Here is a 12,896-nt window from a genome sequence, read left to right on the forward strand (position 1 = left end):
AATGCGTCGCACAAACGAGGCAATAGTAACGTGGCAATGCCAGTGGAAACGGCTGCTGACCGCAGCGGCGAACTCGTCGACAAGCGCTATTACAGGGCGGGCGCGACCTGGGAAGACGACACGCACAGGTCAATGCGTCGATCGCGTACATTGGCCTGGATCGTCAGCGGCGTTTCCGGACTGGTGGCGGTGCTGTCTCTGTTGGCGCTCGTGCTGATCCTGCCGCTCCGGCAGTTCGAACCGTATGTTGTCGAGGTCGACAAATCGACGGGCTACCTCGAGATCATGCGCGCGCTGAAGCCTGGAGATTTGTCCCAGAACGAGGCTGTCACGGCCGCCAATCTGGTCCGCTACATCAGGGCCCGCGAAACCTACGATTCGCGTGAACTGAAACAGAATTTCGACCTGGCACAGCTCTATTCGACCGATGCCGCGTCCAAGGATTTGACATGGCTTTTCACGCCTGCAAATCCGCACTCTCTGGACAAGACTTATGGCCGCAATGTCACCATCTCTGTCGAGATAAAGTCGGTTTCCCTGCTCAATCGCAACACCGCCTCGGTACGCTTTGCCACGACGACGCGGCGGGACAATTCGTCCACCGCCGACAATTGGGTAGCGGTGATAAAATTCCGCTACACCTCAACGCCGCTCAAGAACGAATGGCGTTTCGACAACCCGTTGGGATTTCAGGTTACGGATTACCGCCGCGACCAGGAATCGGCGCCCGCTGCGGGAAGCCTGCAATGAGATGGCGCGTAAGCCTCGCGCTGTCGGCCGCCCTTCTGCTCGGCACGATGCATGGCGCGGCCGCACGCGACGGCCGCATCCGATATGTCACCTTCAACAATGACGACGTGACGTCAGTGCGCGCAGCTCTTGGTATTTCGACGATGGTCGAGCTCAGCCCGACCGAAGTCATCGAAACCGTGTCCGCCGGCGACACGAAAGGCTGGTCGATCATCCCCAAACGCGGATCGCGATTTCTGTTCGTCAAGCCGCTGGAGCGCGATGCGTGGACCAACGTCAATGTGGTCACCAATCGGCGCGTCTATTCCCTGCTGCTGCAGGCCACTGACAATAGCCGTGACCGGGCATCCTTCCAAGTCCGGTTCAAATACCCGGACGAGGATATCAACGCGCGCCTGCTCTCACAGGCCAAGGAGAGCGCCGCCGATCCGGATTTGAAGGATCTGAACTATGCCGATCTCAACTACGACTATGCCTATAAGGGCGACGACAGCTTGAAGCCGCGCACCGTATTCGACGACGGCACGAAGGTGTTTCTGGAGTTCAAGGGTGACATTCCGGCGATTTTCGTTGTCGACGACAAGCGCCAAGAGTCGCTGGTCAACGTTCGCACGCAAGGCAAGTACACCGTCATCGACAAGGTCGCACGGCAATTCACCTTGCGAGCCGATGGCAAGACGCTCTGCCTCTACAACCGGGCGCGACCCAACGCCATCGATCCGGTCGAGCAGGTCTACGGTCCAACGAAACTGACGGGCGGTTCCACCCTGTTCGGATCCAGCGGAGGACGGTAATGACCCAGATCGACTATAGCCAGCTGGACGGCAGCCCGACGATCGCGCGCCGCGGTGCGGGCGTGGGTACCAGGATCGCCCTGGTGGGCCTCGGCGTGATGCTGGTTGGCGCGCTGATATGGCTGAACTGGCCTCGAGAGCCGGTATCGCGGGATGTTCGCAGCAATGGCGAGGAAAACTTCAACCCGCCCGAGTTCCGCCCGCCGGCGTTGAACGAACCGCCGCAACCTGCCGATGGCACGATCGACCAGATCGTGGTGCCGCCACCGGCCGCCGACCAGAGCGGCACGCAACAAGCCGATAATGTCGATCAGACCGTGCAGGAGGGCGCCGACCTTGATGCGCAGCGGCGGGCGCTGGAGGCGCAAATGGCGGCTGAGGAGGCTCGCCGCAAGGCCGAGAAGGAAGAAGCCCTCCGCAAGGCCGCAGCAGACGAAGAGGCTCGCCGCAAGGCTGAGGCCGCCGAGCATGAAAAAGCGGTGTGGGAACGCCTGCGGTCGAACCAGATGGTGACGAATGATCAAACCGGCTCGACGGATGCCGGCGCCCAGGCGGCACAGGTCCAAATCGCGCCCGACGGGCAGATCATCCCGGTCCCCGGCGCCGACAGTGATCCCAAAGGCATTCCTGGCGCAGTCTGAGGCAAGTTCTTCCGGCATCGCCAAAGCCAGGGCCTTCCGACGCACCGATGCGTTGATCCCTGAAGGAACGATCATTCGCGGCTATTTGGAAACCGCGATCAACACCGACCTTCCGGGTGCCGTGCGCGCTGTCGTGCGTGAGGATGTCTTCTCGCTCGACGGCAGGCGGATCCTCATTCCGAAGGGCTCGCGCCTGACCGGAGAATACCGTTCAGGGCTTGCGCGCGGGCAGAAGCGTGTTTTCATCGTCTGGAGCAGGGTCATTCGCTCGGACGGCATTTCCGTCGATATCAAGTCGCCTGGGGCAGACGCGCTCGGCCGTGGCGGCATGGGCGGGCGTGTTGATACGCACTGGGTTGAACGCTACGGCAACGCCATCATGCTTTCCGTCGTTGGCGGTGTCTCTGAATATCTGTCCTCGCTTGGCGATATTGGCCAGGATGGACAACAGCGCCAGGTGTCGACGGTCGATCCCGTGACCGGCGAGACCACGACCGTAACTTATGGCGGCAATGGCTCGCAGCACGACGCGCGTAGCATCGCCTTCGACAAATCATCGACCGCCCTGCAGCAACTCGCGCAAGAGGCGTTTCGCGACACGCAGAACATTGGCCCGACGGTCTACGTCGACCAGGGCACATCGGTTGTCGTGCTGGTGCGCCGAGATCTCGATTTCTCGGATTTGTACGCTGATCCCATTCAGGAAGAAGTGGCACGCCTGAAGGCAGGTGGGCGACCGAAGACGGCGATCGATCCGACGCCTCTCTACGAGACGCCGAAGGATCATTTTATCCGGGCTATGGGAACCCGGTGAAATGAATGCCGTGCATCCCCTCCCCGATCCTTGGGCGAGAGCCCCGGTCCTGCGCGCTCATCTGGAACCGTTATGGTCCTATTTGAACGAAGATGCGGTGTCCGAGATTGCGATCAACAGGCCCGGTGAATTGTTCATCGAACGCCTTGGCGCGAAGGACATGGAGCACGTCGTCAAGCGCGAGGTCACGCCCGGCTGGATTCGCAATATCTCGACTGGCGTCGCCTCGGCGACAAATCAGGTCATCAACGAAGAAAAGCCGGTCCTGTCGGCCGCTCTCCCCTCGGGCGAGCGCATCCAATGCATCTTGCCGCCGGCGGCTCCGGAAGGCGGAGCGATTTCGATCCGCAAGCAGGTCATCATGGATATGAGCCTTGCTGCCTACAACGATCTAGGCGCATTCGAGAACACGGCGATGGGCAGCGGACTTGCGCTGTCAGCCGAAGAAAAGCGACTTGTCGAGATGTTGCACGACACGTCGCCGATGGACTTCCTGCAATATGCGGTGCGCAACCGTGTCTCCATCGTCGTTTCAGGCGGTACGTCGACCGGCAAGACGACGTTTTTGAATGCGCTCTTGAAGGAGATCCCGGCCCATGAACGGATCATCACGATCGAAGACACCCGCGAACTGAGGCTGCCGGCTCCCAACAATGTCACGCTGATAGCCTCGAAGGGCGACCAGGGCCTTGCCAAAGTCTCCGCCCAACAGCTGCTCGAGGCCTCGCTTCGCATGCGGCCCGACCGTCTGCTATTGGGCGAGCTGCGCGGCGCTGAAACCTTCGCGTTCCTCCAGGCGATCAACACCGGCCATCCGGGTTCGCTCACGACCGTTCATGCCAATTCGGCCCGGTCCGCCTACGAGCGGCTGGCGCTGATGGTCATGCAGAGCAGCTCGGGCCTCTCACGAGGCGAAATTCTCGACTACCTGCGCGAGGTCATTCCGGTGGTCGTCCAGATGGTCCGCACCGAAGGCGGACGGCGCGGCATCAGCGAGATCAAGTTTACCAAGGCGGAGACAATCTAGCGGGGCCATTCATGCAGAAAATCGCAACAGCAATTTTCATGGTGCTCATGGCGATGGCAATGGGCGCCCTGGTCTTCACGGTCGCCTATGCCGCGACAGATTGGTTCAGAACTGGCTCCCACGTGCTGTTCGACCAACTAAACGCCAATCCCTTGCCGGTCGTTCGTCAGGCCTGGGCGGACACGATGGCGGGGGATTTGAGCCGGGTGCAATACGCCGTTGCGGCGGGAGCATTGGGGTTTCTTGCGCCCCTGGTCAGCCTGTTTCTCATGCGCCCGAGAAAGCGCAATGACTCTCGCTTCATGGCCATGAGCGACGTATCGAAAACCGGCCTGACGAAAGTTGGCGGCGTCTTCGTAGGTCGAGCCGGCGGCAGGCTTGCCGAAATTCTGTCGCCCGGCCGCGATCAGCGCTCCGGCAAGATCCGCTTAAAGCAGCGCAAGCTGATCGGCGGCAAGAAATTGTGGATTGATGGCGATGATATCGGCGGCTTCGTCATAGGCCCGCCGCGCTCTGGCAAAGGCACGTCTCTCATCATCCCGAACGCCTTGACCTGGCCGCATTCGCTCGTGGTTCTCGACCTGCGCGGCGAGACCTATGCGGCGACTGCCGGTTACCGTTCAACCATGAGCCGCGTGGTGCGTTTCGCGCCGGCTGACCCCGACTGCAATACCGCCTGCTACAATCCGATGGACTTCATCTCGATGGACTCAGCCCAGCGCGACATCGACCTTCGCAACATCGCTGCGGCGCTGTTTCCGCGTCCCCCGTCCAACGCAGATCCCTATTGGGTGAACGACGCCCGCCTCCTTTTTACCGGCATAGCGTCCTTCGTCATGGAATCGCCTGCGATCCCGAACGAGAGGAAGACCTTCGCCACAATCCTCGAGATCATGAACGGCGCCGAGCAGCCGCTCCTGGAATTCATCGGCTCGCTGCGCGAGGAACGCCGCCGCGAATGCTCGCATTTTACGCTGCAAACCCTGTTGCCCTATTTTGAGATGTCAGAGCGGCAGTTCTCCGGCATCTACGCTGGCGTACGCACCGGCATGGCCCCGTTTCTCAACGAGCGCTTGATGCGAGCTACGTCCCGCAGCACGTTCGATATTCGCAGGCTTAAGCGTGATCGAATTTCTCTTTATCTCGACGTGCGGCGTGAGCAGATCACGTCGCTTGGACCGCTGTTCAATGTCCTGATTACGCAGATGATGAACTTCATGTCGGAAAGCCTGCCGCAGCCAGGCGAGCATCCAGTGCTTGTGCTGCTCGACGAGTTCCAGAACCTCGGCAAGCTCGAGAATGTCACCGAAATGGCGAGCGTGCTCGGCGGCAACGGTGTTTCGATGTGGTTTTTCGTGCAGTCGCTGAAGGCTGTAGACGAGATCTATCGCCAGGAAGGGCGCAAAACGCTCATCAACGCCGCTCGCGTGCAGATCTTTTTCGGTGCGCAGGACGCGGACGATCTGCGCTACGTTTCCGAGCAGCTCGGCGAAACGTCGGACGTGCAAAAGGACGTGACGCGCACCAAGGCAACGTTGTTCGACACTTATTACACGCGCTCGGAGCACCGCAAGGAAGTGCGGCGGCCTCTGATGCGGCCAGATGAAATCCGCACCCTCGACAAGAACAAGGTCATCATATTGCCGCGCGGCGAACTGCCGATCCTCGGCACCCGCAATTTCTATTTCGCCGACGGCCATCTCGCCAAACGCACGTTCATGCCCCTGCCCGCCTCTGTCCACGCTTCGCGCACGAAAAGACCTGCGTTGGACGCTTCCGCGGCGGTTCCATCTCCTGCGCTCCCGACGATTGTGCCGACAGCACCCGCGTACCGCTCAGGCCTCTTGCAGACGCGCCTGCGGCGCGGCGCGACATTTGCCGCAAAAGCAGGCCATATAGCTCCGCCGCCGGGCCGGCGCGCAATCCCGAAAGAACGGCTGAAAGCAACCGACGCTGCAGCGGTACCAGTCTATGCTGCCATAGATTTTTCTGCTTTGGCCGCCAAAGCGGTGACAACACGCATAGCGCCCGACAAGGAAGCAGCGGTTACGGCGATCCTGAACAAGGTGCGGTCTCTGCGCGCCAACGCATCCGACACCGAGACTTTCGATCGAAATCTGAGCATCGTCGAAGATGCTTTGCCTGATCTAGTCGATTAGCCAAGCAATCTACGGCGATCGCCGACAACGAGCCTCCCGCCAGCCGTAACAGGCCGCAGTTTTGTGCCAGCCGCCACGTAAAGCGGTGCCAGAGATACCCTCCGCACCCGGGACTTGACCCCTCGCTCCCCCTCCTCGTCGCGAGGCAGTTGTTCGGGAGATTCTTTCAGGTTCGCCAAAGCAGGAGCCGCAGCCCTGCAAAACCAAAGGCGGCGGCTAAAACAACTTCAATGCCTCGCCGCGCCCGACGGTACATCCTCACCATGGGCTGCGTGGAAAACACGACGGCGTACCCGCAGAATATTGTAACGCTCAGCACCGCACATCCCGCAAGGATGACGATGACATCTGTATGCGAGGCGTCCGGTCCAAGCCCTAGCGTTACCAGTGCAATCCAGGCGAGGATCGATTTCGGATTGCTGAGGTGCATCAGCAAACCGCGCCTGTAGAGACCGAGCCCTGAGATCTGCCGGCGTGCTGTACCAGGCGTGGCATCATGCCGGTCCGGTGTCAGAGCACCCCTTCCTGCCTTGAAAGCTAAATAGAGCAGATAACAGCCTCCAAGAACCTTTAGAATCACGAGCGCCTGGGCGTAGCTTGCCAAAAGCGCGGAGATGCCTGTCGCCGCCATGATGCCCCAAAAAATCGATCCGGTGACGACGCCGGCTGACAAAGCAAGGGCTGCCTGGCGCCCTTGCTGCATTGCCGTTCCCATGATCCGCATTGTGCTGGGACCCGGGCTCCCCGCTGCAACGACGTAGGCCGTATAGACAATTAGCAGGTGGTTCAGATGGTTGAGCATCTTGGATCTTTCGCCGGTCTCTCACGCCTGATTCATTTCGGGGACTACGCCCCAGACGTCGCTCTGAGAGCCTGCATCAGGTCGTCAATAATGTCCTGAGGGTGCTCGAGCCCCACGGACATTCGCAGCAATCCGCTTGGCGCTTTGGACTTCGCACCCTCCACGGATGCGCGATGCTCGATCAGGGAGTGCGTCCCGCCAAGGCTTGTCGCCCGGACAACAAGCTTGAGGCGGCCGGCCACGGCCATCGCAGCATCGGCTCCGCCTTTGACGATAAAGGATAGCATCGCTCCGTAATGGCTCATTTGCCGCTTAGCGAGATCGTGTCCCGGATCATTTTGCAGGCCCGGAAAAAGTACTTTTTCGACACGCGGATGAGACGCCAAAGCCTCAGCAACCTTCTGGGCGCCTTCGCAATGCGCGCGCATGCGTACCGACAATGTCTGCAGGCCCCGCAATGCCAGCCAACAGTCGAATGGCGCTGCGACGCTGCCCTTGTGTCTCTGGACCATCCGCAGTGGGCGACCGAGGGGTGACGCGTGCGGGACAATGACGACGCCCGCCATCAAATCCGAATGGCCACCAATGTACTTTGTTGCCGAGTGCATGACCGCATCCGCGCCAAGCTCAAGCGGCCGCTGAAGCATGGGTGTGGCCCACGTGTTGTCCACCACCGCCAAGACACCTGCCTCGTGCGCGATTTTGCAGATGGCCGGAATGTCGACAACGCGGATCATCGGGTTTGACGGCGTCTCGACCCATACGAGGCCAGTCCGCTGTGACGTGACCGCGGCGCGCACCGCATCCAGATCGCGCATATCGACCGCGCCGAAGTCGAAGCGAGAGCCGATATCGGTTTCGTCCATCAGCGAGCGGATGCCAAAATACATATCGTCAGGAAGGACGATCCGTCCCGTCGAGGGATGGCTCTCAAAGACCGCAGTGATTGCGGCCATGCCCGACGCAAAGGCTATCCCTTCGTGTCCTCCCTCGAGCGCGGCCATCGCCGACTCGAATGCATTGCGCGTCGGATTTGCATCGCGAGTGTACTCGAACCCAAATGGAAATGAGCCGTCGGCGCCGCGCTCGAACGTCGTGCTGGTATGAAGCGGTAATGAGACCGCCCCGGTTGAAGGGTCAACACCTCGACCGCTATGGATTGCCTTCGTTTCAAAGCGCACTGGCCAATTCCTGTTTAAGGCGCGGTTGCAATTTTGCGCCGGTCATTATATTGACCGTAAGCGATGAAAGAGCCCAAGTCAACATAATGACCGACACCCCGACACCTCTGGAGACCGAGCAGGCGCTCGGCCAGGCGATTGCGATCCGGATTGGCGATCTTAGGCGCGAGCAAAACCTGACTCTTGATAGATTGGCCAAACTGACCGGCCTGTCGAAAGGGACGGTTGTCGCGCTTGAGCAGGGCAAGGCAAATCCGAGTATCGGTATCCTTTGCCGTCTGGCAGCAGCGTTTTCGCTATCGGTTGCCGATTTGCTGAACGAGGCGCCTTCCATGGCCCCCGACCTGCCGATCGAACGGAGCGTGTCCAGGACGCTTTGGACGAGCGCCAAAGGCAGCCGGGCACAGCTTCACACATCGACCTCGGGACGCACGATGTTCGAACTTTGGAGCTGGGTCCTCATGCCGGGTGATGTGTTTGCCGCCGATGCGCACAGTCCCGATACGCGCGAACTGGTCTCGGTTGCCCAGGGCTCGCTCAAGGTCACGGTGGGCAGCCACGAGATCATTCTAAATGCAGGCGAGAGCGCGCGCCTCGTTACAGATCAACCTCACTCCTATGCCGCGGCATCTGACGTGCCCGCCCACTTCTCGATGGCGGTTCTTGAACGCGGCGGACAGCGGGCCCCCGCACCCTCTTCGCCGGCAGCGAAGTCGCCCCTGGCTGTCTCGCAAGACCTCGCTGACCATTGACAACAGCCCTAAAGCAGGAGATCCCCCTTTGTACGTTCCTCCGCATTTCGCCGTGCCCGATCAGAACGCCCTCTTTGATCTTATCGAAAAACACCCGTTTGGTATCCTGATCACCCACAGCAACGGCTCCCTCGACGCCAATCATATCCCCTTCGAGCTCGACCGCTCAAAGGGCGACAAGGGCGTCCTCAATTGCCATGTCGCCCGTAAAAACCCGGTCTGGACGGAGGTTGCCAATGGTGATGAAGTCCTCGTCGTCTTCCGAGCGGCCGACGCTTACATCTCGCCGAACTGGTATCCCAGCAAACACGAATTCCATAAGCAGGTGCCGACCTGGAACTATCTCGTTGCCCACGCCCATGGTCGCATTACTGTTCGGGACGACGAGCGCTATGTGCGCCGCAACGTCGCGAAGCTCACTCACATGCACGAGGCCAACCAGCCGGCCCCGTGGAAGATGGGCGACGCGCCGAAGGATTTCATTGACACAATGGCAAAAGCGATCGTGGCCTTGGAGATCGAGATCACCAGCCTGGTTGGAAAATTCAAGCTCAGCCAGAACAAGGAGCTGCGCGACATCCAGAACGCCGGGGAGACGCTGACTGCTCAAGGCGCTGTTGAGGTGGGCCAGGCGATGCTCGCAGCGGCAGCGGCCAAATCCCAATAGCAACTATCTTGTCCCGACAAAGCACAGGTGCTGGATTCCCAACGGGTGACCTTGAGCCGGAAACGGGACCAGGATCTGACAACTGCGATGCGGTAGCAATTCGATATCATGCCCGCAAACCGAGGCACGAACGAGCCTCGGCGACATTGTCCCTGCACCGTCCCGCGCCTTAAGGGCCGGCAATCGATCTTTGCTCAGCGCTCGTAATCGTTATCATTTGAGCGCTGGGTCTTGCGGTCCTGTTCTTCAGCCTGCTGAGCCTTCTGCTTGTTGGCGTCCTTCTGCTTGGCTCTCACCTTCTCCTGCCCGGTGCCTGTGCGCGGCTCCTCAGGCTGGTGGGGATCGGCCCGAGTTGGAATGTCGCGCCCTCGCGCCTCGCGCTCGGGTATCGGCTCGCCACCGCCACCACGACGCTGCTGCTGCCGCTCGAATTGCAGCCGCGCGAGACGGTCGTGCATCTTGTCGTTCACCTCTTCGCGATACTGTTCGAACTGCCCTTGATGCGCCGGCGGCAGCGTCTCGCGCATGTTGTCCAGAGCCTGATTGACGCGGGCCATCTGACGCCGCATTTCCAAGGGGGTTTGCGCCATGTTCAAATCTCCTATCAGTGCATTCAATTCTCTCATACCCGGATGAGACAGGAAAGACTTCTGCCCCGATTGATCAGCTCCGCGACCCGCGGCAGGACCTGGTTGCCCCTCACCTGTCCGATCGCGACGGAACCGCAGAAAATTGTTGCCGATCGATTCCGCTGCCGTGAGAGCCTGACCGACTATGCCCGCGGTCCGCATCGTCGTCACAGTCTTTTGCCATGCGGCAGCGATTGCATCGCCGTTAACGACAAGGGATTGCCCATCGATACGGCGTTGCCGCTTGGCCTCCACTCGCTCGATCGTCCTGGTGCTGACCTGGTAGCGCGGATCGCTCTGCGCGCGGCTATAGGCTCCGGCATGCTCCTTCGTGAATGGCCGCGTCATCGCATGATCCATGCGCCGCGTTGCCACCATCGCAATGCCGTTCTCGCGTGCTTTTTCCGCAAAGGTCTCGCGCCAGGCTGCGAGATCAGGCTTGTAGAATTTCAGGCGTTCGCCGTCGGCTGACCGTGCCTGCACCATCGCATGGATATGGACGTGCTTGGTGTCCTTGTGATGCGCGAGGACGAACTTGTATCCTGACGCGCGCTCCTCGAGCACGCCGCGCGCCGCGGCCATGACGGCGTTGACATCGGTGCCGGCCCTTGCCGAAAAAAGCAGGTGATAGGCATTGCGGCGTTCACGCCCCGAAAACTGCGGGCGCCATTGTTCATAGACCGAAGCGGCCGCCTTGGTGGAATTCTTCACCCCGGGTACAGGCTCGCCATTTGCGTGGCGAACCTGGCTGTGGGTGCGGATGAACTTCTGCAGGAAATATTTCGCTTTGGGTTCACGGCTGACGGCCGCCGTTACCTCCGCCTTGGCGACCACCCCCGCCGCGCCCATGGCTTCAGACAACCGCGCCTCGATCCTGTCGAGCGCCTTGCTGCGCGAATTCTCCCGACCGCCGGCAAGCACCTTGGCGAGCGGTCCTGCCCGCTGATCGGTGTGCGCGTAGACCTGCACCGTCTGTCCGTCCTGAGCATAGATGAACGGTTTTGCGCCGAAGGCCTTGGTCAGCGCCTCGCTCAAGGCGGCATCGGTGACCTGGCCGGCGAGCTCGAAACGAACCTCGATAAAATTGGTGTTTTCCAAGGGCGGTTCGAACGTCTCGCAAAACGTTTCCAGGAACGCCTTTCGCGCGCCGCCTGTCGCAAGAACCTGTCCATCTTCGTCGAAGATCTCGATGTCGTGTTTCTCGCCTTTTTCATCCTCGCGCTTGCCGATGTAATTGAGCAGCCGCGCGGCGGCTTCCCTGGTCGACGGAGGATTGGGCATGACCTTGAACACGGCAGGCTGCGCACCCGCCGCATAGCCTGCCCTCGCCGCCACGGCCCGCGCCTGATAGCCCGCCCGCGCCGCTCGTCCTGTGCCGCCAGAGCGGCCAGCACCACGGCCGCCGCCCCCGCCGCGCCGCTTCCAATCTTCCTCCTCCTCTTCCGGCCGGAAACCGGCGAGCGTGGCGCCATAGACCATGATCGGCGCGCTAGCGGCCTTGGGCGAACTCGCAGCAGCAGTGGACTTCGGTGCCCTGCTGGACATGGAGCTCCCCGCCGCCCCCAATCCTCCCGGCGACGAACGAGGGGCGTTCCTGCCGCCACCTGCCGTCGAGCCGGCTTGTCCTTGCCCGAGGCTTCCGCCGCCACCGGACCGCTCATAACTCTTGATCGCCTGGAATTCACCGGCCGCGCGTCCGGCGCCCGTCACGGACTTGTCGTCGTCGAGCTCCTCACGATTCACGCCGGACTCGCCCCGCAGATAGCGTTCGATTTCGGCCGCGTAGCCAGCAAGACGACCGCTCATGGCCTGGCTTCCCTCGCCTTGCGAGACTCGACGGTCATCGTTTTCAGTTCATCGCGAAACTGCCGCACGAGGGCGCCCACGGCGATCAGCGCCTGCTCAAGATCCTCATCATGTGCAACACGGCCGTCGTTCATGGCGCGCATGGCCTGATTGAAATTGACACCGACGCGCCGCAGTTGATCGGTCATGTCCACGATCGCCGGCCGCAACGCCTCTGACGCGATAGGCAGATGCCCGGCCTCGGCGCGCACAAGACGGCGCACGACCTCGCTGACGGTCACGCCGTCCCGCTTCGCAATGGCTTTGAGGCTGGCCAGCTCGTCAGCCGAAAACCGGATGTGCGTCACCTCGCCGTAGCGCCGTGACGCGTTCTTTACCGCTGCTTTCTGGACGTCTGCATCCATCTCTCAAGCCCGCTTGCGGGCGCTAAGGCCCGCCAGGGCCCCGCCGCCTATTTTGTGTATCACAAAATAGGCTATCCTGCCAACAAGGATGAAAGGAAAAAGCCGACGTTCCTTTCCCTCCAACCCAGTTGTCATTGGCAGGTCCGGTCACAATGTTCTCACCGTCATTTGATGCGATGTGTCTATGATGCGTTGACAACTTGTTTCCATGTTAACATGGAAACATCAGCCCTCTGATGCGCAAGCCGGAATGCGCAGTCGATGGAAAATGCGCAGTCGATGGGCCACCGGACCCCTTCTTCTGAAGACAGCAGCTGCGCAAAAACTGCACCTTGAGCGAACCCTTATCGATGCGCGCCTGGGTTGCCAAACCAGTCTTCCCCGTCGACAATGTCCCCATGTTTGGACCGTGATTTTGTTTCATGTGTCCATGATGACTTGTTTCCATGTTAACATGGAAACAAGGAGAC

Annotated in this window: 12 protein-coding genes; 8 read left to right on the forward strand and 4 right to left on the reverse strand. The window is 60.7% G+C overall.

Annotation, left to right across the window (positions count from 1 at the left end; genetic code table 11):
• The first annotated feature begins 36 nt into the window (after positions 1 to 36).
• From NKH63_RS29380 to NKH63_RS29405, 6 genes are read left to right on the forward strand one after another with little or no spacing between them, the layout of a single operon-like run.
• Complete coding sequence (locus NKH63_RS29380) at positions 37 to 750, forward strand: VirB8 family type IV secretion system protein (protein WP_352920047.1); 714 nt, start codon at positions 37 to 39, stop codon at positions 748 to 750.
• Complete coding sequence (locus NKH63_RS29385; protein ID WP_352919989.1) at positions 747 to 1,544, forward strand: TrbG/VirB9 family P-type conjugative transfer protein; 798 nt, start codon at positions 747 to 749, stop codon at positions 1,542 to 1,544. Before NKH63_RS29380 ends, NKH63_RS29385 begins: the two co-directional genes overlap by 4 nt.
• Positions 1,544 to 2,185 (forward strand): hypothetical protein, encoded by a 642-nt coding sequence (locus NKH63_RS29390; protein WP_352919992.1) that lies wholly within the window; start codon positions 1,544 to 1,546, stop codon positions 2,183 to 2,185. Before NKH63_RS29385 ends, NKH63_RS29390 begins: the two co-directional genes overlap by 1 nt.
• Entirely contained in the window at positions 2,154 to 2,999 is an 846-nt protein-coding gene (gene virB10 / locus NKH63_RS29395) for a type IV secretion system protein VirB10 (protein ID WP_352919995.1), read from the forward strand. Before NKH63_RS29390 ends, virB10 begins: the two co-directional genes overlap by 32 nt.
• 1 nt (position 3,000) lies before the next feature.
• Positions 3,001 to 4,026, forward strand: a complete 1,026-nt coding sequence (gene virB11 / locus NKH63_RS29400) for a P-type DNA transfer ATPase VirB11 (RefSeq protein ID WP_352919998.1) — start codon at positions 3,001 to 3,003, stop codon at positions 4,024 to 4,026.
• A gap of 11 nt (positions 4,027 to 4,037) precedes the next feature.
• Positions 4,038 to 6,185, forward strand: coding sequence for a type IV secretory system conjugative DNA transfer family protein (locus NKH63_RS29405; RefSeq protein ID WP_352920001.1), 2,148 nt, complete (start codon positions 4,038 to 4,040; stop codon positions 6,183 to 6,185).
• Between the two features lie 166 nt (positions 6,186 to 6,351).
• On the opposite strand, the gene NKH63_RS29410 is transcribed toward NKH63_RS29405, so the two are convergent.
• On the reverse strand, positions 6,352 to 6,987 hold the full coding sequence (locus tag NKH63_RS29410; protein ID WP_352642282.1) for a LysE family translocator: 636 nt from the start codon (positions 6,985 to 6,987) through the stop codon (positions 6,352 to 6,354).
• 44 nt (positions 6,988 to 7,031) lie between these two features.
• On the reverse strand, positions 7,032 to 8,168 hold the full coding sequence (locus tag NKH63_RS29415; RefSeq protein ID WP_352920004.1) for a trans-sulfuration enzyme family protein: 1,137 nt from the start codon (positions 8,166 to 8,168) through the stop codon (positions 7,032 to 7,034).
• Between the two features lie 86 nt (positions 8,169 to 8,254).
• On the opposite strand from NKH63_RS29415, the gene NKH63_RS29420 reads away from it, so the two are divergent.
• Together NKH63_RS29420 and NKH63_RS29425 are read left to right on the forward strand one after the other, a co-directional pair.
• A complete protein-coding gene (locus NKH63_RS29420) occupies positions 8,255 to 8,920 on the forward strand; it encodes a helix-turn-helix domain-containing protein (protein WP_352920007.1) in 666 nt (221 codons plus the stop codon).
• Positions 8,921 to 8,948: 28 nt separating this feature from the next.
• Positions 8,949 to 9,587, forward strand: a complete 639-nt coding sequence (locus NKH63_RS29425; protein WP_352920010.1) for an FMN-binding negative transcriptional regulator — start codon at positions 8,949 to 8,951, stop codon at positions 9,585 to 9,587.
• A gap of 194 nt (positions 9,588 to 9,781) precedes the next feature.
• On the opposite strand, the gene NKH63_RS29430 is transcribed toward NKH63_RS29425, so the two are convergent.
• Together NKH63_RS29430 and NKH63_RS29435 are read right to left on the reverse strand one after the other, a co-directional pair.
• Entirely contained in the window at positions 9,782 to 12,022 is a 2,241-nt protein-coding gene (locus tag NKH63_RS29430; RefSeq protein WP_352920013.1) for a relaxase/mobilization nuclease domain-containing protein, read from the reverse strand.
• Positions 12,019 to 12,426, reverse strand: coding sequence for a plasmid mobilization protein (locus tag NKH63_RS29435; RefSeq protein ID WP_352642274.1), 408 nt, complete (start codon positions 12,424 to 12,426; stop codon positions 12,019 to 12,021). The genes NKH63_RS29430 and NKH63_RS29435 overlap by 4 nt, the downstream gene beginning before the upstream one ends.
• Positions 12,427 to 12,896: the final 470 nt, after the last annotated feature.

Source organism: Mesorhizobium sp. M0960 (assembly GCF_040319055.1).
Classification (GTDB): Bacteria; Pseudomonadota; Alphaproteobacteria; order Rhizobiales; family Rhizobiaceae; genus Mesorhizobium.